General features: G+C 42.9%; 25 protein-coding genes and 1 pseudogene. 11 read left to right on the top strand and 15 right to left on the bottom strand.

What is annotated here, in order from left to right:
- Positions 1 to 172: pseudogene (locus DPF91_RS22440) on the bottom strand (IS110 family transposase); the annotation flags it as partial.
- A 169-nt stretch (positions 173 to 341) separates the two neighbouring features.
- Between DPF91_RS22440 and DPF91_RS09680 the strand changes: the two are divergent.
- Together DPF91_RS09680 and DPF91_RS09675 are read left to right on the top strand one after the other, a co-directional pair.
- Complete coding sequence (locus tag DPF91_RS09680; RefSeq protein WP_117234199.1) at positions 342 to 674, top strand: hypothetical protein; 333 nt, start codon at positions 342 to 344, stop codon at positions 672 to 674.
- 117 nt (positions 675 to 791) lie between these two features.
- Positions 792 to 1,430 (top strand): hypothetical protein, encoded by a 639-nt coding sequence (locus DPF91_RS09675; RefSeq protein ID WP_117234198.1) that lies wholly within the window; start codon positions 792 to 794, stop codon positions 1,428 to 1,430.
- A gap of 145 nt (positions 1,431 to 1,575) precedes the next feature.
- On the opposite strand, the gene DPF91_RS09670 is transcribed toward DPF91_RS09675, so the two are convergent.
- Both DPF91_RS09670 and DPF91_RS09665 read right to left on the bottom strand, forming a co-directional pair.
- The gene (locus tag DPF91_RS09670) at positions 1,576 to 1,854 is read right to left on the bottom strand and encodes a type II toxin-antitoxin system RelE/ParE family toxin (RefSeq protein ID WP_117234197.1); all 279 of its coding nucleotides are present in this window, start codon (positions 1,852 to 1,854) and stop codon (positions 1,576 to 1,578) included.
- Entirely contained in the window at positions 1,851 to 2,135 is a 285-nt protein-coding gene (locus tag DPF91_RS09665; protein WP_117234196.1) for a type II toxin-antitoxin system RelB/DinJ family antitoxin, read from the bottom strand. Before DPF91_RS09665 ends, DPF91_RS09670 begins: the two co-directional genes overlap by 4 nt.
- Before the next feature lie 237 nt (positions 2,136 to 2,372).
- Here DPF91_RS09665 and DPF91_RS09660 point away from each other — a divergent pair, with 237 nt between their 5' ends.
- Complete coding sequence (locus DPF91_RS09660) at positions 2,373 to 3,137, top strand: ribonuclease H1 domain-containing protein (RefSeq protein ID WP_117234195.1); 765 nt, start codon at positions 2,373 to 2,375, stop codon at positions 3,135 to 3,137.
- A gap of 65 nt (positions 3,138 to 3,202) precedes the next feature.
- Here the strand turns inward: DPF91_RS09660 and DPF91_RS09655 are convergent, their stop codons facing one another.
- On the bottom strand, positions 3,203 to 3,604 hold the full coding sequence (locus DPF91_RS09655; protein ID WP_117234194.1) for a YkgJ family cysteine cluster protein: 402 nt from the start codon (positions 3,602 to 3,604) through the stop codon (positions 3,203 to 3,205).
- A gap of 242 nt (positions 3,605 to 3,846) precedes the next feature.
- Here DPF91_RS09655 and DPF91_RS09650 point away from each other — a divergent pair, with 242 nt between their 5' ends.
- The 5 genes from DPF91_RS09650 (at position 3,847) to DPF91_RS09630 (ending at position 6,206) form a co-directional block, all read left to right on the top strand.
- Positions 3,847 to 4,140, top strand: coding sequence for a YkgJ family cysteine cluster protein (locus tag DPF91_RS09650; protein WP_117234193.1), 294 nt, complete (start codon positions 3,847 to 3,849; stop codon positions 4,138 to 4,140).
- Between the two features lie 147 nt (positions 4,141 to 4,287).
- Positions 4,288 to 4,698 carry a VOC family protein gene (locus DPF91_RS09645; RefSeq protein WP_117234192.1) on the top strand — a complete coding sequence of 137 codons (411 nt, stop codon included), beginning with the start codon at positions 4,288 to 4,290 and terminating at the stop codon, positions 4,696 to 4,698.
- 15 nt (positions 4,699 to 4,713) lie between these two features.
- Positions 4,714 to 5,259, top strand: coding sequence for a DUF924 family protein (locus DPF91_RS09640; protein WP_206355555.1), 546 nt, complete (start codon positions 4,714 to 4,716; stop codon positions 5,257 to 5,259).
- Complete coding sequence (locus tag DPF91_RS09635) at positions 5,259 to 5,720, top strand: GNAT family N-acetyltransferase (protein WP_117234190.1); 462 nt, start codon at positions 5,259 to 5,261, stop codon at positions 5,718 to 5,720. The genes DPF91_RS09640 and DPF91_RS09635 overlap by 1 nt, the downstream gene beginning before the upstream one ends.
- Positions 5,721 to 5,966: 246 nt before the next feature.
- On the top strand, positions 5,967 to 6,206 hold the full coding sequence (locus DPF91_RS09630; RefSeq protein WP_117234189.1) for a DUF3297 family protein: 240 nt from the start codon (positions 5,967 to 5,969) through the stop codon (positions 6,204 to 6,206).
- Positions 6,207 to 6,560: 354 nt separating this feature from the next.
- Here the strand turns inward: DPF91_RS09630 and DPF91_RS09625 are convergent, their stop codons facing one another.
- Entirely contained in the window at positions 6,561 to 7,784 is a 1,224-nt protein-coding gene (locus tag DPF91_RS09625) for an HlyD family secretion protein (protein WP_117234188.1), read from the bottom strand.
- Positions 7,784 to 8,149, bottom strand: a complete 366-nt coding sequence (locus DPF91_RS09620; protein ID WP_241033795.1) for an MFS transporter — start codon at positions 8,147 to 8,149, stop codon at positions 7,784 to 7,786. The genes DPF91_RS09625 and DPF91_RS09620 overlap by 1 nt, the downstream gene beginning before the upstream one ends.
- 138 nt (positions 8,150 to 8,287) lie before the next feature.
- On the opposite strand from DPF91_RS09620, the gene DPF91_RS09615 reads away from it, so the two are divergent.
- Complete coding sequence (locus DPF91_RS09615) at positions 8,288 to 9,268, top strand: AraC family transcriptional regulator (RefSeq protein WP_117234187.1); 981 nt, start codon at positions 8,288 to 8,290, stop codon at positions 9,266 to 9,268.
- A 52-nt stretch (positions 9,269 to 9,320) separates the two neighbouring features.
- On the opposite strand, the gene DPF91_RS09610 is transcribed toward DPF91_RS09615, so the two are convergent.
- The 6 genes from DPF91_RS09610 to DPF91_RS09585 all read right to left on the bottom strand — a co-directional run bounded on the left by DPF91_RS09610 (position 9,321) and on the right by DPF91_RS09585 (position 14,154).
- Positions 9,321 to 9,515: a hypothetical protein gene (locus DPF91_RS09610; protein ID WP_117234186.1), complete on the bottom strand. Its 195-nt coding sequence runs from the start codon at positions 9,513 to 9,515 to the stop codon at positions 9,321 to 9,323.
- Positions 9,516 to 9,648: 133 nt separating this feature from the next.
- A complete protein-coding gene (arsB, locus tag DPF91_RS09605) occupies positions 9,649 to 10,710 on the bottom strand; it encodes an ACR3 family arsenite efflux transporter (RefSeq protein WP_117234185.1) in 1,062 nt (353 codons plus the stop codon).
- A gap of 80 nt (positions 10,711 to 10,790) precedes the next feature.
- A complete protein-coding gene (locus tag DPF91_RS09600; RefSeq protein WP_117234184.1) occupies positions 10,791 to 11,129 on the bottom strand; it encodes an ArsR/SmtB family transcription factor in 339 nt (112 codons plus the stop codon).
- A gap of 159 nt (positions 11,130 to 11,288) precedes the next feature.
- Entirely contained in the window at positions 11,289 to 11,753 is a 465-nt protein-coding gene (locus tag DPF91_RS09595; protein WP_117234183.1) for a dCMP deaminase family protein, read from the bottom strand.
- Between the two features lie 134 nt (positions 11,754 to 11,887).
- Positions 11,888 to 13,264, bottom strand: coding sequence for an MATE family efflux transporter (locus DPF91_RS09590; protein ID WP_117234182.1), 1,377 nt, complete (start codon positions 13,262 to 13,264; stop codon positions 11,888 to 11,890).
- Positions 13,265 to 13,404: 140 nt separating this feature from the next.
- Positions 13,405 to 14,154 carry a dienelactone hydrolase family protein gene (locus DPF91_RS09585; protein WP_117234181.1) on the bottom strand — a complete coding sequence of 250 codons (750 nt, stop codon included), beginning with the start codon at positions 14,152 to 14,154 and terminating at the stop codon, positions 13,405 to 13,407.
- Positions 14,155 to 14,339: 185 nt separating this feature from the next.
- Here DPF91_RS09585 and DPF91_RS09580 point away from each other — a divergent pair, with 185 nt between their 5' ends.
- Positions 14,340 to 14,927, top strand: coding sequence for a class I SAM-dependent DNA methyltransferase (locus DPF91_RS09580; RefSeq protein WP_117234180.1), 588 nt, complete (start codon positions 14,340 to 14,342; stop codon positions 14,925 to 14,927).
- Between the two features lie 71 nt (positions 14,928 to 14,998).
- Here DPF91_RS09580 and DPF91_RS09575 read toward each other — a convergent pair whose 3' ends face one another.
- The 3 genes from DPF91_RS09575 to DPF91_RS09565 form a co-directional block, all read right to left on the bottom strand.
- On the bottom strand, positions 14,999 to 15,295 hold the full coding sequence (locus tag DPF91_RS09575; RefSeq protein ID WP_117234179.1) for a Dabb family protein: 297 nt from the start codon (positions 15,293 to 15,295) through the stop codon (positions 14,999 to 15,001).
- A gap of 103 nt (positions 15,296 to 15,398) precedes the next feature.
- Complete coding sequence (locus DPF91_RS09570) at positions 15,399 to 16,028, bottom strand: hypothetical protein (protein ID WP_117234178.1); 630 nt, start codon at positions 16,026 to 16,028, stop codon at positions 15,399 to 15,401.
- Between the two features lie 148 nt (positions 16,029 to 16,176).
- Entirely contained in the window at positions 16,177 to 16,629 is a 453-nt protein-coding gene (locus DPF91_RS09565) for an exoribonuclease R (RefSeq protein WP_117234177.1), read from the bottom strand.
- Positions 16,630 to 16,818: 189 nt separating this feature from the next.
- Here DPF91_RS09565 and DPF91_RS09560 point away from each other — a divergent pair, with 189 nt between their 5' ends.
- Entirely contained in the window at positions 16,819 to 19,119 is a 2,301-nt protein-coding gene (locus tag DPF91_RS09560) for a patatin-like phospholipase family protein (RefSeq protein ID WP_117234176.1), read from the top strand.
- Positions 19,120 to 19,172 lie beyond the last annotated feature (53 nt).

Here is a 19,172-nt window from a genome sequence, read left to right as displayed (position 1 = left end):
CTCCAGAACAAGCCTCCATGGCGATGATGGATGGACTTTGATTTGCGACGTAGTTAAGTAGCTTGCTTCGTTGAAGCTTTTTACGGCCAAGGTTCTTTCCTTTATGATTGATTTCAAAAAGAAAGAAAATACTTTTTGCTAAGTCGATGCCGATGATTTTATGCTGAGTCATGGTCTTCTCCTTTTGCTTCGGGCCTGAACACTCCAAGCATGGCTGATAGTCATGTGAAGTGGTAGGGGGAGACCATCTCATCAACTTAACGCGGCGTTATACGCTTTCGTTGAAATTTACCATCTATCACGTGGTATAATGTAACTTTTGTACTGATTGAGAGGTTTTTATGTCACAAAGAGATGTCATTGTATTCTTTTCTAAGCAACTAAATGCTTGTTATGTAACTACAAATAAAGGCTATATGAATAAATCGAAGTCAGAATTAGTGGCTATGTTTAAAAGCAAAGATGGTAGTAAAGATGATGGTAATAATGCCAATTTTGAGGATCGTCCTGGGTTAATATCTGTTGTTGATATCGGTTTAGCTGCTGATTTTGATGTAGAAATCACAAAGGAAGCAGGCGAAGCTAAAAGTGAAGAGCTTGAGGTAGCAAAGGCAGCTGTAATGCAAGAGTATGCTCAAAAAGGCTTTACATCGACAAACGGTGTGCGTCGCTAGAAACGCGTATAACAAAGCATTTAAGAGTGATTCGCAACACTTGGCAGTTTCGCTTCGCTCAAGTATAGCCAAGCGTCGCTCACACCTTAATGCGGCGTTATAAGACAAGGAGGTTATGTGGAAAAATCAGATTCATTTATTGTAGATTTCTGGGCTAAGGTCTTTGAGTTATTAGGGAAAATATCGTTTTTTAATCTGGTTCGGAAGATATTTCCAAAAGCCAGAACCGGGCGATTTTCCGAAATTTGGGCTCTAGGGCATGTATTTTTGTCGATAGCTTCTGTTCCAGCAGTACTATATATAGACAATAGATTGATAGGCTTTGCCATAGCTTTATATGCATTACTTCGAGTGTTCGAGGTGGTAATTTATCAGACCAATGTACTCTTGTTTGACGAATATCGAGCGATTAAGGCAGGGCGTGAGTATGCGCTACATGGGTATAGGCGTATTGTCATACTGCTAATGCAGAATTACTTTGAAATAATTTTTTGGTTTGCTGCTCAGTATATATTCTTCCATAGTATGTTTGATTTTAATGTTGCAGGCTCACATGAAAGTGTATTGGGTGCTGTTTACACTAGTTTTGTAGTGATGACGAGCTTTGGTTTTTACAACGTTATTCCTTTGGGTGTAGTTGCATACTCACTAGTTATTGGGCAGGCATTGATTGGTTTGTTTATGACTTTGTTAAGCTTGGCTCGTTTTATAGGTGTGATCCCCACCCCTAAATCTTTAGATAGAACTGAGCAATAATTGTCTTATAACAAAGCGTTTAAGAGTGATTCCCCCGCGCTTGGCATTTTTGGTTTGGCTCTAGTTCAGTGTTTACGGCGTCCAATTTGAGTGTGGTGGCAGTGTGGTTCACCCCTTAATTGGGCGTTAGTTGCCGTACGCCGCACTAGTCCGTAGGAAATTTCTGTTTCTGGTGCAGAACACGCATGATGCGAATGATTGAACCTTCCACCCAATAAGAAACGCTCATCGAAACTTCAGGAATAATCAGCAATCTTCCTCGGATTCCATCACGTTGTACGCCCTTTAATGGATGCTCAAGTAGGCTCTCGACCTTAGCTTCAATGATGTTGTCGGTTCTTTCTGCAACATCAGGGTTAAAGTCATACAGAAACTCAAAGATCTTCTCTCGATCATTTAGGGACTCTTCTTCCCACAGAATCATTGTTTACCTCTGCTTCGAATTCTAGCTTTTCGCTCTTCCATACGAGATTTTGCGGATTCATTGTCGACAAAGACGGCTTTGCCTGAGCCATACTTATCAAAAGCAAGATTAACCTGTTCCGTCAACCAAGCATCGTGAGATAATGCTTTTCGTTGTTGCTCTGCCATTTGCTCTGTGAGTTCACGGCAAGCATCACTAAGTGTACGGCCTTGGCTTTCTGCCATCTGTTGAGCTAGGCGTTTTGTTTCGTCATCAACGCGAAATTGAATTCTGGTGTCCATGATAGACTCTTAAAAATGTAGTGTGTGTACAAATGTTAGCACTGGCGCGTAAAATGGGCAACTAACAGACAATTTAAAACAGATTCCCAAGACATGGCATTTTCATTCTATCGTTGCTTTTGTCTTTATGGTGCAATGATATTAGTTCGATGTTAACGTGACTCTGCACTCTGCACTCTGCACTCTGCACTCTGCACCACGTTGCGTGTAGTGAACAAAATGAACGAAGGAACCCGTGTGGCTAAAAAATATTATGTTGTCTGGAAAGGCCGTGAAACCGGTATTTTTACCACTTGGCCTAAATGCAAGTCATTAGTTGATGGCTTCGCTGGCGCTCGATATAAATCGTTTCCAACGCTTGAAGAGGCTGAATCTGCATTTGGTGGGAACTCCACCGGCACTGCTACGAAAGCTAAAGCAAGCCCAAAAGGCACGACAAAAGGGAAAGCTGTACCTCTGAACCAAGCACAAATAGACGCTATGGAGTTCGACGTAAAAATCTATACCGATGGAGCGTGTGATCCAAACCCTGGTGAGGCGGGTACTGGTCTAGCAGTTTATGAAAATAATCAACTGAGTGAGCTTTGGTATGGCTTATATCAATCGCTAGGGACAAATAATACAGCTGAGTTACATGGCTTACATCAGTCACTCTTACTCGCCAAAGAAAAGCTAACTTTAGGTCATCGTGTTGCAATCTTTTGTGATTCTAAATACTCAATCGATTGTATTACTAAGTGGGCAACAGGCTGGGAGAAAAAAGGTTGGAAGAAACCGGGTGGTGAAATCAAGAACTTAGATATCATTAAGCCAACTTTTGCTTTGTATCAGCAAATTGCATCTAAGATTACAATCCATCATGTGAATGGGCATGTAGGTATCGAAGGCAATGAGCTAGCAGATAGAATGTCCATTGTAGCTGTTGAATCTCGAGAAGAAAATCTATCGCGTTACGCTAATGTTACGGATATTCCGGCTATATTGGCGCTGCGTACAGGTTGATAACCATTAAGTTTGAATGCCGGCTGTCACTTGATTGGACGTCATGTGTGAGTACAACATTATAATCAGGAATGGCTAGATGGTCGGCTTGAACACATTAAGTCGTCTAATTTCTTCTGGGCTTTCTTTGGGTTTTCTAAATCGATGACTTCTATCATCTCACATTCATCTCGAACCATTTCACTAATAAGGCTAGGGTAGTGACGGCAGTCTTCTGGGCGGTCAAGGTAAATACTGCACGTGTATTTATCTTTTTCATCCGCTTTAGTTTTTGGTACCAGTTCTAGGAAGGGGCAGTGGCTTAGTGGCTCTCTTGTTTGAGGATCAAACCAAATTTTTCCATCTTTCACATACTCGAAAATATCAGGGTTGAACAACTCCCATAAGTCTATTTCTTCTTGTGTAGCAGCCAAGTCTTCTCCACCATATTTGATACAGCACTTTCCGCACTGATTGCAGTCTTTCATGGGATTACTTTATTTCGCTTAGTAAAAGTGTCGAACCAATTGTCTCAGGTCTAAACCATTAAACCAAGAAGAGTTTGGGCTAACGCATCAGGCTCTGCAATTGGCTGTTTTAAGACAATAAGTTGTGTTTATGAGACATGGCTAACCGAGCTATCCCTTCGGAACAGAACTAACCCTGTTATACAGCAGCCTATACAAGCATATTGAGGTATAATATTCGATTAGCCTTTATACTGAATTTTATGAATATACCCATCAAATCCTATTCCTCCTCTGAAGTTTTATGCTCTAACTGCAAGGCTTGCTGCTGCAGACTTGAAGTTATGATTATTTCAGATACCGGTGTGCCAGAAGAACATATCAAGCGAGACAGTTGGGGAGGTGAAACTATGCTCCGACTCTCAGATGGCTGGTGTTCAGCTTTAGACCGTGAAAGCTATATGTGTACGATTTATGAAAATCGACCATGGATTTGCCGAGAGTTTGAAATGGGTTCATATGAATGCAAGGATGAGCGAGCAGAACACGATTTGTAAGTGTTAAAGCTTTTTTGTGAAAGTAACTCTATGATCGTTGTCGCCGTAATGCTCAATTGTCCCTTGTTTTGTATAGCCAATCTCGTACCTATCAGAACTGTGCTATACACTCTACGGTATTAAATTAACTAATAAGTGAATCCTACTATGTCTCAACCCGTTCAACAGCAAATTGGTAACATTGCACTTGTCGTCGATAATTATGATGGTGCTATCGAGTTCTATACCCAAAAATTGCAATTTACGCTTATTGAAGATACCGACTTGGGTGCGGGGAAGCGTTGGGTTCAGGTATCACCACCTAACTCGACAGGCACCAATCTACTTCTCGCTGAAGCAAGTAATGATGAGCAGAAACAGGCGGTTGGCAACCAAGCCGGTGGACGCGTATTCTTATTTTTGCAGACGAACGACTTCTGGCGCGATTATGATCTCATGAAAGCGAATGGCGTTGTTTTCCACGAAGAGCCAAGAGTGGAAGAGTACGGTACGGTTGTTGTATTTGAAGACCTTTACGGTAACAAATGGGACCTATTGCAACTCACTCAGCGTAACTAAAAGACAAAAAGGGAACTGTTAAAAATGTATAAGGACGTTATTCAGTTTTGGTTTGAAGAGCTAGAGCCCGCACAGTGGTGGCAAAAAGATGATGCGTTTGATCTGATGATTCAAACGCGTTTTGGAAAACTTCATCAACAAGCGATTGCTGGTGAATTGTTTGAGTGGCGAGAGTCTGCACTAGGAAGCCTCGCAGAAGTGATTGTACTCGATCAATTTTCACGCAATATCTATCGCGATCAACCTCAATCATTTTCGGCCGATCCCCTTGCTCTGGCATTATCTCAGTTCGCCATATCTAAAGGTTTAGATGCTCAACTTTCTGATTCGCAGAGAGTATTTCTCTACATGCCATTTATGCATAGTGAGTCCTCTGTGATTCACAATGAGGCTATGAAACTGTTTGAATCGCTCGGAATACAAAGCAATCTAGAGTTTGAGCGAAAGCACAAAGTAATCATTGAGCGATTTGGACGGTATCCACACCGAAATCAGGTCTTAGGCAGAGTGTCGACACAGGAAGAATTAGAGTTTCTTGAACAGCCGGACTCTAGTTTCTAATGCGCGGAATACAAAATATACAGATTATCAAATGCTCAATCGGTGACGCTAACTCCCAGAAACTAGAGTCACTATTTCAATCACAATGGTCTGATTTTACCTTTGTTGACTACAATGATGCGCTTCCTAGCCCACTGGTCGGGTTAATTGATGGCTCAGTTGTTGGTGGTTTAGCCTATACCTTTTTCAAAGCTCCCCAATCAAAGGGAATCGCGTTGTGGGTTAATGCAGTATTCATTAGCCGTGAGTATAGGGGGCAGGGGATAGCTACCAAACTGATTCAACAAGCGATGTTTGATGTGAAAGCACTTAAGAACCTCTCCCTGTATGCTTATACCCACGTGCCAAAATTATACAAAGGCCTTGGTTGGTCAGAAGTTGAGGCGGAAGCAGAAGAAGATCACTACGTGATGGGAGTGGATTTATTTATTGGCTCTCCAAGAATGAACCTTAGTTCTTAAGCGTGTCATACGACGGAAATGGCAGCGAGCGTAATGATGACTTCCTCAAAGTCAATCAATTTTACTTAGCGTCTCTCAGGATAGAAATACGTTAAAATCGTCACTGGGGCGATACTTAATTTCGTATAGATAGCGTTAAACGCTGCGACTAACGTGTAATTTTCTTCGAGTGTTAATCTTCTTATCTTGAGCCTGTCATAAGCATTGACTACAATTGCGTTTTCTAAACTACCTCAGGTAATAATAATGAGCGATAAACCAACTTTACCGGACCACCTATCAGGCAACCCACGCAGCCCGCACTTTGTAGAAGAGTGTTTTGAGCACCAAATTGGTATTCGCCTAAACGGTAAAGAGCGTACTGATGTTGAAGAGTACTGTGTTAGCGAAGGTTGGGTAAAAATCCCTTCACCAAAAGCGAAAGACCGTTGGGGTCAGCCTATGCTGATCAAACTAAAAGGTGAAGTTGAAGCGTTTTACAAGTAATCGCGAATACCTTTTAGCTCATATCTCAATGAGCGGATAAAAAAAAGAGCTATCCGCAAATGCGTATAGCTCGTATAAGATGTGAACAAATTAGGTTCACTAACAACGTCAGTTGGCTAGGTGACCCTCGGCTTAATAAGGGTCATTTACATTAATGCAGTTAGCGTGCCAAAAATAAAGCTACGTAAAACTAAGCGTTTTTGATGATTTCAACCGGTTTAGCTTAACTTTGTTGCAATATGCAAATGCAAATTGCATATATGAAACACATTGCTATTAACAAAGTTGTAAAGAAAAAGCATAGCCTCTTTTGAAAGCTATGCTTTTTTAGTTTATTGAGTTGACTAGGTGGCGTTAGATTGAATAGAAGTAGTACAACTGAGACTTCATACGGATAATGATACCGCGAATAACGTCCAGAAAGCCCAAGAAGCCAATGGGTTTCTCGCCACTTACCCATGCTAAACCTACGGAGCCTACAGGAATGTCGTAGCCTTCAGTCTCTTCAATCTTCAAGCGAACAAAGTGATGTTTGTTCTGCAGGTTCTTACCGGTTGTTGCACGTACAGAATCATCCATACCAAGTAGGTTACCTTGTGACTCACCCGTCGCTTCGACAATACCTTCTACTTGCGCTGAGAAAATCTTTCCTGGGTATACCGCAGAGGCAAACTCAGCCGCCTGACCTACTTTGATGTTGCGAATTGCTTGATGGTTAACTCGCATTAATACGTACTTTTCATTGGTGTACATGTTGATACGTGGCATCAAGGATACACGCTGGCCTTCTCGTAGGATGAAGTTAGTTACAAAGCCATCTGCAGGCGCTGTTACCAATGTGCTATCCAGATCCCATTGAGCTTTCTCGAGAGCATTACGCGACTTCTCAACCTGTGTTTGTTTTGAAGCAACGGCCGATTTCGCTTTGTTGATCGACAGTTTTGCCTTTTCAACATCAACCAGTTTTGTCTCGTATTGGGACTTTAGTGTTTCCACATCTAAGCGAGCTAGCTCTACTTTAGTGGTTTGATTGTCTATATCACTTTCAGTAATTGTGTGTTTAACCACGGTATTCTGATCGCGGTAACGCTTCAGAGTTTTCTTTTGCAATACGAGATCGGCTTCTTCTGACGCAATTTTTGCTTGCTCTGCCTTTAGGCTTTTTAGTAGCGATTGATGATTTGCTTGTGCAATCGCCACTTCTTGGATCGCAGATTCAAGTGCAACATTTGCTGCTTTGAGATCAATCTCAGCTTGTTCCTTAGCAATCATATAAGAGGTTTCGTCAATCTTATAGATTGGTTGGCCTTTGGTGATAGCTTGGTTCGGTTTGATGTAAATCTCGTCAGCTTTGCCCGTTACATTCGATGAGTCTGGGCGCAGTTGGATATGTGGAGATTGCACAACAGAACCACCAGACAAGTCCATGGGTGTATAGTTAATAAGACCAACCCACACGAACATCAACCAGCTGACACCACCAATGTAGGCAAACCCTTTTGTGAATTTATTCCAAGGCATACCTACTAGACGCAGTAAATAGATAAATAGAGCCCATACCGCTAAACCTTCTAACATTATGCCGCCTCCTCATTGGTTTTTGATGATTCCAACTCTGAGTTCGCAGCTGACTGAGCTCGTTGGCTCTCAGGAGCATGACGCCAAGTATCACGAAGGTTGATGATTGCTTTTTCCATATCAACAAATGCAACAATAACTGCGACTACCCATACCCAGTGCCAGATGAAGCCAATCCAGGTGAGGGCAGTAATTAACCCAATCTGGTGGTGGTCTCTACTGTGTGCTTTGTGGATTGGCAATTCGTGGAATTTCCAGAATCCAATAGCAACTGCACCTACTGTTGCAACGAGTACAACTGCAGCAACAACATGAAGAACTGTATCTGCAGATGTTCCAACGAAAGGAACGCTTAATAAACTCATGGATAGCCTCTATAAATTTCAGTGCGGCTATTCTCATTATTTATTTTGAACAGTGATTTATTGCAACAGATTGATTGAATTTATATGATTATGTGACGTGATCTGTATTGTGAGTCAGTTGTGAAAAATGTTTATTTTATGCGTTCAATCGGTATTAAGAACCTACAGGATAAAATGACAGCTCAGTTGGGGTTAACTCCAGAGGATTTTGGTATTGCTTCTTCTGTGTTTGTGAACCCGATGACGCTGATTCCTGTACAGGAAATTGATCGCTGGTACTCATTATTGGATGAGAAAACGCAGAAGCCTAACATTGTTTTGGAATACTCAAGATCTATTCAACTAAGCCAGTTGGGTGCTCTGGGACGTTGGTTGTTTCATAATCGTGATCTTGTCAGTACGGTTCGACGTGTGAATGTAGCGCTAGGCAGTTTGCAGTCTGGTGGATATTTATCTGCCTCGATGACTGGAACATTGATTAAGTGGTGTTATCACAACCCAAACTTTAGTGTCGCAGCGAGAGTACATGATAGCGTTCGTGTTGCCATTTTCATGCTAAAGATATTACGAGAATACCTGGGCGATGATTTTGTCCCATCGAGGGTGATGTGTACGGGAAAGCGATCAGACGACCACCTGTATGAAGAGTATTTTGGTTGTAAAGTAGAATGGAACCATTCACAAACAGAAGTATGGTTTGACTCTAAAGTCCGACAATCTCCCCCAAGAGTGAGTGGAGCGCCTAGACCGAATCTTGCAATGAGCTACCATGAGCTGGATGACTACCTCAACATGCCTTCTGCCGATGACCATATAAAAGTGGTGTACGAGGTTATCAACTACATCTCGCATGACGGTCTCCCTACATTGGAGCGAACAGCACAAATCGTGGGTTTGTCTTCTCAGCAGTTGCAGAGAAAACTTCGAGCAATGAATGTCAATTTCACCCAAATGATGGGTTATGTACTGAGTTCGGTTGCTACGAAGCACTTGAGAAATGGAGTATCAGTTGATGATGTGTCGAAATTGTTGGGTTATGAGAATCGAATTAGCTTTGAGCGAATGTTTAAAAAACAACGTGGCATAACGCCGACTCAATACATCAAATTACATTTGTAGTGGGAAGGTTAGGTGACATCCCTGACACCCAATATCATTCAGTTTCAAGTGACTATTTTGCTACGTACTCGAACTCACCCTCATAGGTGTTGCCATCAGCTTGAGCCTGTTGCTGTTTGGCTGCCTTTACTGCTTTAGAGCCGACGATAGCAGTAAAAATCGCGAGTGGAAGAGCCAATACGAGTGTCATTATCAGTGAGAAAAAGCCAACAACAATTGCTGAAATACCAATTAATAAGCGTTTCATAGAACCTCCTGCTTTTTGTATGTTTGTATCTTATATCTCCGAACCTGAACGTATGATGAATAGAGTATTTTTCTGAGCCGATGTAAAAAGGGCTCCCGATTGAGAGCCCTTGTATCTATAGAACCAGTATGATTTAAGCTTGCTGCGCCACCGGATAAGATTTTTTCAGTTTCAAAGCTACATTCACCAGAGCGATCAATACAGGCACTTCGATCAGTGGGCCAATAACACCGGCAAAGGCTTGGTCTGAGTTGATACCGAATACTGCGATAGATACTGCAATCGCTAGCTCAAAGTTGTTACCCGTTGCGGTGTAAGCGATAGAAGCATTTTTGTCGTAAGGGATACCCATACGCTTGCCGACTTCAAAGCTGACAAAGAACATCAAGACGAAGTAGATAGCCAAAGGAATCGCGACGCGGACCACATCCATTGGTAGCTCTACGATCATCTCACCTTTAAGGCTGAACATAAGAACAATAGTCGCTAGAAGAGCAATCAATGTAATTGGAGAAATACGCGGAATAAACACCTCGTTATACCACTGCTCACCTTTCGCTCGCACTAAGATTTCGCGAGATAGGAAACCTGCAAGGAACGGAATACCTAAGTAAATCGCCACGCTTTCCGCAATGTCACCCATTGAAATATCAACAACCATACCTTCATAGCCGAAGATTGGTGGTAGAACGGTAATGAATAGCCACGCCATGAAGCTATAAGTCACAATTTGGAATGCGCTATTAAGTGCAACTAAAGCCGCACCGTATTCGCGGTTACCACCACCGATATCGTTCCAAACCAACACCATTGCAATACAACGTGCAAGACCAATTAATATGATACCAACCATGTAACCTGGGTGATCTGCAAGGAAGGTCAGTGCCAACACAAACATCAAGATAGGACCGACAATCCAGTTCATGATTAGCGATAGCTTGATCGCTTGCTTATCTTTTGTCACCGTACCAAGCAGTCGGTAATTCACTTTTGCAAGAGGTGGATACATCATCAGGATCAGACCAATTGCGAGAGGGATATTGGTGCTACCAACCGACATGCTTTCATTAAGTTCTGTCACTTGAGGGAATGCGACGCCGATTAGAATACCAATACCCATCGCGATAAAAATCCACAATGTTAGGTAGCGGTCTAAAAAGCCCAGTTTTGGAGATGTTTCCGTTGCACTCGTCATGGTTTATTTCATTTCGTTTATCGTCGAATAACGATGTATAAGTAAAAATAAAAGCCAAGATGTGTCTTGGCTCGATGATATTATTGAGTTAGCGCACTAAACAGCGTACTAACTAGCTCTATTTGTTCGCGATTCACGCGGTAACACATCTTTGGCGGAATAGGTTCTGCCGTAATTAGCTGCGACTTTTTTAAAATTCTTAGGTGTTCTGACACCGTAGACTGAGCGAGGTCTAACTCAGAAACCAAATCGCTGTTTAAGCAACCACCTCGGTTATCTAACTCAATCAGTATTTTGAGGATCTTAACTCGAGCAGGGTGGCCAATCGCTTTCGCAAGCGCTGCAAGTTTCTCACTCTGCTGAAGCTGCTCATCAGTTAAGCTGAACGCATTGCAGTTTTCAGTGCTACAGTTAGTCATAGTTGTTCTTTATCGTCTTTTGACGATGAATATACGCCTGATATTTCTGCTATTCAAGAAATAATTTAATGAAAGAAAAATTAACGAGTTCAAGTATGGGCAAGAATCGAAAAAGCACGCTGAGATAAGCGTGCTTTTGAAGGAGTGCGGCTTAATGGCTTATGATTCTCGTGGAGACGCGTTCTCAAGTAATTCAAGAGGTAACCAATTCACCTTAACACCAGCTTGCAAGAACATATCTTGGCTAACTTTGATCTTATCTCCCCAGCGAGACAGGAAGTCTTCAGTTTGTTCCGGGCAGTGCACCGCAGCGATACCGGTTTGTATGATCTTGGCAGCACAGTTAGGACAAGGGAAGTGTGTTACCCAAATGTCACAACCATCAAGGTCACGCTTTGCAAATAGGATTGCGTTTTCTTCTGCGTGAAGTGTCTTGAGGTATTTCATATCGCGATCATCAGTAGCAGCGCTGTCAGAAATACCGTGAGGGTAGCCATTAAAGCCTACAGATACGATTCGATTGTTTTTCGTAATCACTGCACCAACTTGTGTTGATGGATCTTTACTCCAAGACGCCACTAACTCGGCCATTTGATAAAAGCGTTGAGCCCACTTTGTTACCATGATTCCCTCTATAAAATAATTGACGCTGAACTGCTGGTATCATAACGAATAAAATTCTGATACCGCAATAGTAGAGCGAAATGAATAACTCAGATGTTTTGTAAGTTTTCTTGATTGTCTCGCATAGAAACGAATTAAGCCAATGCAGTGATGCGAGCTTCGACTTTTTTCATAGCCCCTTGGTACATAAACCATGCACACAGACCCGCGAGGATATTACCAATAAGCGCGCCAATGAAGATACCTTGAATACCACCCAAGCTTGCACCTAACCATACTGCAGGCAGGAAGAAGGCAAAAAGACGAAGCCCTGAAATAGTGAGTGCCGTGTAAGATTTACCTAATGCATTGGAAACTGAAACCATCAACATGCAGATGCCAAGTGGCCCGAGGCTAAGTGGAACTAACATTAGATGCCAGTTAAGGATCATTTCAACTTCTGATTCACTGGTCATTAACGACGATAAAGTACCAGAAAAAACGAAGGTAACGGCTGCAATGGCAAGTTGGAAACCGAGAATAAACTTACAAGCGATAACAATGAGCTCACGAATATCTTCAGTCTTTTTAGCGCCCAGTAATCTTCCTACCATCGGAGGCATAGACATAGTTAACGCTAAAACTGAGACGATGGCAAAAAACTCATAACGAGAGCCCAGCGCCCATGAAGCAACTGCGGCAGTGCCGAAACCTGCGACTAACTTAGTTGCCATCATAGAAGATAGAGGTGGTAACAGCTGGCTGATCATCGCAGGTCCCATGATATTTAGGATGCTCTTAAGGCTTCGAGCAATGTCTAGGCCGTCCCATGAGAAAGTCATCCATTGTTTTTTAATCACTTTGGGGGCTACAACTAAGCAACCAATACCGAATGCGGTTATGGTGGCAATCGCGGCACCATTAATGCCGAGCTCCAGTGTAAAGATGAAGATAGGGTCGAGGATCAGGTTCAATACACTGGTCACCATCATCATGGTGCCTGGCAGCATGGTGTTACCGTTTGAGCGGCAGATACTGTAAAGGAAATAGAGAACGGCACCTACCCATGAACTAACAAGCCAATATGGCCAGTAAGAATCAACAACCGCATATACAGCTTCAGGGGCGCTCAGCATTTGCAATATCAGCTCACGTGAAAACCAAATACCGACACCAATGATTGCTACACTCAGGCTGCCCAGCAATAGGATTAAGCCACCGAGTTGCTTTGCGTAGGTGTTTTCATTTGCACCTAGTGCACGAGATATAACGGCAGTGGTTGCGATACCTAAACCAACTTGAACACCAATGATCACCATTTGAATGGGTAGGGTAAAGCCTTGAGCCGCAAGCGGTAACACGCCCAACTGACCAATGAATGCACTATCTACTAGCTGAAACCCCATTAATGACAGCACACCAAATAACATTGGCCATGTCATTTTAAACAGTTGTTTAGCGAGTGATGGCTTGGAGGATGGTGCTTTTGTAGACTTGGATTCAGAAGATGTCGGTTTTGCGGTATTGGTCATTGAATTGCCTGTGGCTTATTGCTGAGCGAGTCAAGATTCATATGGGGGCGGAATCATACCGGAAAATGGCTTGATTGGCGATGCTTTGTGCGATATGTCACAAAATGGAGTCAGGGTGAACCTGACTCCATGTTCGAGTGCTATTGAATGGTCATCGTTTGACCTGTTTGTATGCCAAGGAACTCGTTGAATGATTGCCACGATTTTCTGTCGGCTTCTTTATGGTAGCGATTTGAACCAAACACGGTGAAAGCATGGGGGGCGCCACTGTATGTGATCATTTCATGTTGAACACCCGTTTGCTCAAGCTCTACTGCTAGGTCAGCAAAGTGTTGCATTGTAATTGCGGTATCCGCAGTACCATGCAGAACTAATATCGGTGCCTTGGTCTTAGTGTAGTCTTGGCCTTCTGGCGTGGTTAAGCCGCCATGGAACGTGACAAAGCCCTTGGCATTCATCCCTGCGCGAGCCGACTCGAGTACTGCTGCACCACCAAAGCAATAGCCCATGACCACTACGTTATCTAGATTGCCACCCAGCTCACCGGCTTGCGCTAAGCTGCCCGACATCAGACTTTGCAGTTTTGCTCTATCTTTATATAGCTCACCAGTATGTTGCTTTTTGTCTTTCACCTCAGTCGGCCGCACTCCTTGGCCAAATAAGTCGACCGCAAACACGTTATAACCCTGTTGGTTAAGCATTTCAGCGCGTTTCACTTCATAGTCGGTTAATCCGTCCCAATCGTGAACCAGTAGGACAAGGGGAGCATCTTCGCTCACTTCGCTCCAATACCCTTGGTAGTTTTCGCCATTAACTGAGTAGACGACGTCTTCCCCTGCAATGACTGCAGATGACATGACGCTTAATGCTAGCAGTAGAGGTCGCTTCATTGTGTTCTCCTTTCATCTGGGCAACAAACCCTGTTAACAATGAGAGAATAGTACGGGTTGTAGAGGTTTGCAGATCTATCTTTCGTGAAGTGGGCTAACATAATTTATGGAAAAGCGATGATTTCATTGATGATTTGTTTTAATCTGTGCGATGAAACAGTTATGTAGTAGGGATGGAGACCCCAATGAGTAACGAATGGGACCAATATGCAGAAGAGTGGGAGCAAGATGAAGCAACACACACCTTCGCTCGCTCTGCGTTTGAACAACTAACCCAGATAACTTCGATCGATGGTAAGCACATTCTAGATTTTGGATGTGGCACCGGACTGCTTAGCCAATTACTTAACGATCAAGCGAAAAGTATTGTAGCGCTCGACGCTTCTGAATCGATGATTGAAGAGCTAGACAAGAAAGCTCTCAACAATGTTGAGCCTGTTGTCGATGTATTATCCAGAGGCCTCGCTGCTCAGCACCCTGCATTCAGAAAGCAGTTTGATTTAGTTATCGCTTCGTCGGTATGTAGTTTCTTACCTAATTACCAAGATGTGATGGATATTGTTTTCTCAATCCTGGAAAACGGTGGTTATTTTGTTCAGTGGGATTGGCTTTCAGAAGAAGGCAGTGATTCTGCATACGGAATGACCAAACAACGCATTTCTTCATCACTTTACTCGGTAGGCTTTAATGAAGTTACCGTGTCTGAAGCCTTTGAGATAGAAACCAAGAGTGGCTCGAGAAAGGTAGTGATGGGCGTCGCTTACAAAGACTAACGTACTTGTGATTTGAACGATGTAAAAAGAGAAGCTGTTGCTTCTCTTTTGTTTTTTGAGTTTAGCGAGAGCTAAAACTGGGGAGTATATTGAAAGCTTTGAACAAAGTTTGCCGCTGGTTCAATATGCTTGTTGAGGGCGATAAATCGAGGGTGGTTTAAACAGTGTTGTCTATCTTCTTCTTCGCCGAAGATAAATAACAGGCAAAGAGTTTTGCTTCCGTCTTGAATGCCTTCATCGATTCCCCACTCGATATGTGCGAAACCCGGGATAAAATCAGGCAGCTTCATAAATTCTTTTGCGATCTTTGTTATATGTGTAGAAGTACACTCGGTTCTGCAGTTCACCATCATTACGTGGCGTAACATATGACCATCTCATTACAGTAACAGTTTTCTGTACTATATAATGTTGATATTGACTTAACAATCAATTAAACAAGGTAGCAGTAACCGTTTGGTCACATTCTACTCACCAGCGGCGAAAGCCGCACGTATCGATATGGAAACGTACCCCAGAATACAATCCAAGACCTACATTATGTTCTTTGCCGTGAGTTGACCAAATCTTATCAAGCTTTTTATGTAAATCTGGTCGGTTAATATCTTCGAGCGGTACCATATCTAACGCACAAAACTCTAAGTGTTTGCTGCTTGGTGCTCCACCCGAGGTGTCGTTATAGAATTTGTTCCTCTCGCCAGAGACAGGCACAACGACGCCAATTTCTGGTTCTATATACTTCTGAACAAACAGAAGAGTGTTGGCCATATTATCGATATGCTTGGCGTTGGGGAGAGTGAATACTGAGGTATCATTGAGCACCCAGTTAGTTCCTTGTAGGAGGACTAAATGGAGCGGCATGGTGTTTTGGTTGGTTACACCTCTCTCTTTAAAATGATTACCTATCTTTCTCACTTTATCTTCTGCATGGTTCATTAACATCCAGCCTTTAAACGCGGCGAGTGTCGGAACTTTGTAGCCTTTAACATCGACCACCAGATCATCGTACGTAAACTCTTGCTCGGTTTCATAAAGGGCTGAAATGTCGGCGGCGAGGCAATTAGTACTCATAATGAGAGTTAGAATCATCACTTTATACATACGTATTACCAATCAATGGAAGGTGTAATCAGTATAGACGTACAGTGGCTTGTTGGAGTGTTAGAGCAAGATTTAGTTCTTTAGGGGTACATTTTGATGGGAAAGAGTAAAAAGAAAAACAGCCCAGGGGTTGGGCTGCTTTGAGGTTCTATTTGTTGTACTTTTCGCTGATTTCTGCATAGGTATGGAGGAGCTCAGTTAACGACTTTACCCACTGGAACACATCTATTTGGCCTTTCTTCACCAATGTTTCTGCATGATTGCAGTGGACCTCTAGCGGAATGGCTTTCTCAAGCTGGAAAGATATCGCATAAAAGTGCCACAAAAGTAGACGGCTCATACGTTCAATGTTCTGCTGCGCACTTTCTGATTCTGAGAATGCGTTCGGGATTTCACTTAATGCAATGGCAGACATACGTAACATGGCATCAAACTGTGCTGATTGCAGGCGCTCGTCACTATCCGTTTCTTCTTGCTCGAAGGTGAACAGCTCCGTCATGGTCTCTTCCGGAATAAGTCGATGGATCATTCTTAAGCTGAATTGTTCTAGTTCGTCTCTAGAAAAGGACTTTAAGCTTTCGTATGTGTAATCAAGAGACATCTTGTCACCTTTGGAGTCGTTTCATTTCGGCAGAGTATACATGAATCCTTTGGACGGTAGAATCATTGCGAATTCGTGACACAGTTTCTCAATCTTGATGAACTATTTAAATTCAATAGGTTGTGGAGCCTATGCTAAGCTAATCAATGTATAACCTCTTGATTTCAACCCAACCCGAGTGAGTCTTTTATGTTGCGCATCCCATCGTTGCTATTCCTCATTTTAAGCTTCTTTCTTGCCCCTTCCCTGTATGCAAAATCCCAAGACGAAGCGCCGACACAAAACGACAGGCCGACGATCGCGGTCGTTCTTGCGGGCGGTGGGGCAAAAGGGGCAGCGCACATCGGAGTGTTAAGAGCTTTAGAAGAGCTGAATATTCCTGTTGATATTATTACCGGTACGAGCATGGGGGCATACGTTGGTGGTCTTTATTCTAGCGGTAAGAGCATTGATGAAATAGAAGGGTATTTGACGTCTGTAGACTGGTATAGCGGATACCAAGATGGTGTTGAAAGGGTTGAAAAGTCTATCCGTGATAAAAAATATGAAGATCGCTATCAAATCACGTCGGGGTTAGGGTTGAGTGAAGAGGGCGTTGAGGTGCCAAAGTCCGCGATTCCTGGTCATAACATGCTGAAGATTTTGCGCCAAACAACCGGGAATCCAGCTTGGATTCAATCTTTTGATGATTTTCCTATACGTTACCGATCAGTCGCTACTGATATTGTGTCGTTGGAACAGGTGGTGCTTGACCGTGGCTACCTCGTTGACGCAATGATGGCAAGTATGTCAGTCCCTGCCGCATTACCCCCGTATGAAATCGAAGGGCGACTCCTGATTGACGGTGGTGTCACTAATAATATGCCAGTCGATCTTGCTAAAGAACTGGGTGCTGATGTGGTCATCGCAGTTGATATTAGTTCGGACTACAAAACGAAAGACGAGATAAATACGTTGTTTGATGTAGGCTCTCAACTGTCCAATTACCTCGTCCGTCGAAGCACTCAAGATCAGATCAACAACCTGAGCGACAACGATATTCTTCTAAACCCTGCGGTTGGTCAAATCGAAACTACTGACTTCAGTGCGATGCCTCAAGCCTATCAAGAGGGCTATGTGACGGCGATGCAGCAGAAAGAAACGCTTAGTAGCTTGTCGATTTCGGAGTCTGATTACCGTCGATATAAGCAAACCATCGCAATGAAATTACCAAATGTTACCTACCCTGATGGCAAGGTTATTGATGAAATTACGGTAACCAATATCAGTCATTACAATGATCAGAAACTTGAAAAACTACTGACATCAGACGAAGGGGAGGCATTGAGTACCGAAGAGATCGAAGAAAAAATTAGTCGCCTTTACTCTAGTGATAAGTTTGAACGTGTGACTTATTCCTTCCAAGAAGATAAAAATGGTCAGTCAATCTTGAACCTCAAGCTTGAAGAAAAAAGTTGGGGGCCAAATTATCTCAACTTTCGCTTTTTCTTAGAAGAGGACTTCGATACTCAGAGCCAATATGGTCTTGGGGTATCCGCGGATTTTACAGGCTTGAATGACAGTGGTGCAGAGTTGAGAACAAACTTTGAATTGGGAACGGATAAACTGATCGATGCCGACCTTTATTTCCCGATTTCGGAAAGAAGTGAGGTCTATGGTCGTTCTATACTTGGCTATAGTGACCGCAAACGAAGTATAGCCAGCAATGGCTTAGAAGAAGTAGAGCCTGAGAAGGACATGGACTACTTCCCGTTAAGTTATAAAGATATTTCTTGGGCTGCAGGGCTAGGGTTTCAACCAAGTCGTTATCAAAGTATAGAGGCTGGTGGCTTCTTATCTGCTGGTAAGTTGGAGTTGACGGGTATTCCTTCTATCGGCAATACCGAATATAAACGCAAGGGTCTATTCGCCGAATATAATTACGATTCATTAGATGATATTGCACTTCCAACGAAAGGGGTGTTGTTCGATGTGCGATATGAGATGAGTTATGACGATGTCGATATGAAAAGTATGGGAGAAAATGAGAACTTTGATGAGCGCGTGAACACCATTAGTTCAACACTCACTGGCGCTTATTCTATCGAGAAGCATACCTTAATAGCACATAGTGAGATTGGCCTGACTGAAACCAATGGCTATGAGTTACCTATTAACCCTCACGAACTCGGTGGTTTCAATCATTTATCGGGTCTACCGCGAAATAGCCTGGTTGGGGCAAATATGCTCTATGGTCGTTTAACCTATCGTTACCGTTGGTTTGACAATGATTTTGGTATGTTCAAAACCCCACTATATATCGGTGCGTCCGCTGAGTATGGGGGGGTTTGGTCAACCGCGGATACTGATGCAAGTGACGCTCCCTTGATCGGCGCTGGTTCCATCTTTAGTGGAATAGATACGCCCATTGGTCCTGTATTCTTATCTTATGGTCGTGCTGAGAATGGACTGGATTCGCTTTACCTCATCATAGGTAACGAGTTTAATTAGTTTTATTCTCAACCTAAAAGAAAGGCTCACCGAAGTGAGCCTTTCAAGTATCT

The sequence above is a fragment of the Vibrio maerlii genome (genome assembly GCF_003415655.1).
Taxonomy (GTDB): domain Bacteria; phylum Pseudomonadota; class Gammaproteobacteria; order Enterobacterales; family Vibrionaceae; genus Vibrio; species Vibrio maerlii.
This window is presented reverse-complemented; position numbering and strand designations above follow the sequence as displayed.

Coding starts and splice junctions, on each gene's coding strand:
- DPF91_RS09565 (WP_117234177.1), bottom strand. CDS start 16,629: ATGTCTCTTGATTACACATACGAAAGCTTAAAGTCCTTTTCTAGAGAC.
- DPF91_RS09595 (WP_117234183.1), bottom strand. CDS start 11,753: ATGGTAACAAAGTGGGCTCAACGCTTTTATCAAATGGCCGAGTTAGTG.
- DPF91_RS09625 (WP_117234188.1), bottom strand. CDS start 7,784: ATGTTAGAAGGTTTAGCGGTATGGGCTCTATTTATCTATTTACTGCGT.
- DPF91_RS09575 (WP_117234179.1), bottom strand. CDS start 15,295: ATGTTACGCCACGTAATGATGGTGAACTGCAGAACCGAGTGTACTTCT.
- DPF91_RS09650 (WP_117234193.1), top strand. CDS start 3,847: ATGAATATACCCATCAAATCCTATTCCTCCTCTGAAGTTTTATGCTCT.
- DPF91_RS09585 (WP_117234181.1), bottom strand. CDS start 14,154: ATGAAGCGACCTCTACTGCTAGCATTAAGCGTCATGTCATCTGCAGTC.
- DPF91_RS09645 (WP_117234192.1), top strand. CDS start 4,288: ATGTCTCAACCCGTTCAACAGCAAATTGGTAACATTGCACTTGTCGTC.
- DPF91_RS09630 (WP_117234189.1), top strand. CDS start 5,967: ATGAGCGATAAACCAACTTTACCGGACCACCTATCAGGCAACCCACGC.
- DPF91_RS09610 (WP_117234186.1), bottom strand. CDS start 9,515: ATGAAACGCTTATTAATTGGTATTTCAGCAATTGTTGTTGGCTTTTTC.
- DPF91_RS09680 (WP_117234199.1), top strand. CDS start 342: ATGTCACAAAGAGATGTCATTGTATTCTTTTCTAAGCAACTAAATGCT.
- DPF91_RS09670 (WP_117234197.1), bottom strand. CDS start 1,854: ATGATTCTGTGGGAAGAAGAGTCCCTAAATGATCGAGAGAAGATCTTT.
- DPF91_RS09580 (WP_117234180.1), top strand. CDS start 14,340: ATGAGTAACGAATGGGACCAATATGCAGAAGAGTGGGAGCAAGATGAA.
- DPF91_RS09590 (WP_117234182.1), bottom strand. CDS start 13,264: ATGACCAATACCGCAAAACCGACATCTTCTGAATCCAAGTCTACAAAA.
- DPF91_RS09560 (WP_117234176.1), top strand. CDS start 16,819: ATGTTGCGCATCCCATCGTTGCTATTCCTCATTTTAAGCTTCTTTCTT.
- DPF91_RS09655 (WP_117234194.1), bottom strand. CDS start 3,604: ATGAAAGACTGCAATCAGTGCGGAAAGTGCTGTATCAAATATGGTGGA.
- DPF91_RS09570 (WP_117234178.1), bottom strand. CDS start 16,028: ATGTATAAAGTGATGATTCTAACTCTCATTATGAGTACTAATTGCCTC.
- arsB (WP_117234185.1), bottom strand. CDS start 10,710: ATGACGAGTGCAACGGAAACATCTCCAAAACTGGGCTTTTTAGACCGC.
- DPF91_RS09600 (WP_117234184.1), bottom strand. CDS start 11,129: ATGACTAACTGTAGCACTGAAAACTGCAATGCGTTCAGCTTAACTGAT.
- DPF91_RS09635 (WP_117234190.1), top strand. CDS start 5,259: ATGCGCGGAATACAAAATATACAGATTATCAAATGCTCAATCGGTGAC.
- DPF91_RS09620 (WP_241033795.1), bottom strand. CDS start 8,149: ATGAGTTTATTAAGCGTTCCTTTCGTTGGAACATCTGCAGATACAGTT.
- DPF91_RS09615 (WP_117234187.1), top strand. CDS start 8,288: ATGCGTTCAATCGGTATTAAGAACCTACAGGATAAAATGACAGCTCAG.
- DPF91_RS09665 (WP_117234196.1), bottom strand. CDS start 2,135: ATGGACACCAGAATTCAATTTCGCGTTGATGACGAAACAAAACGCCTA.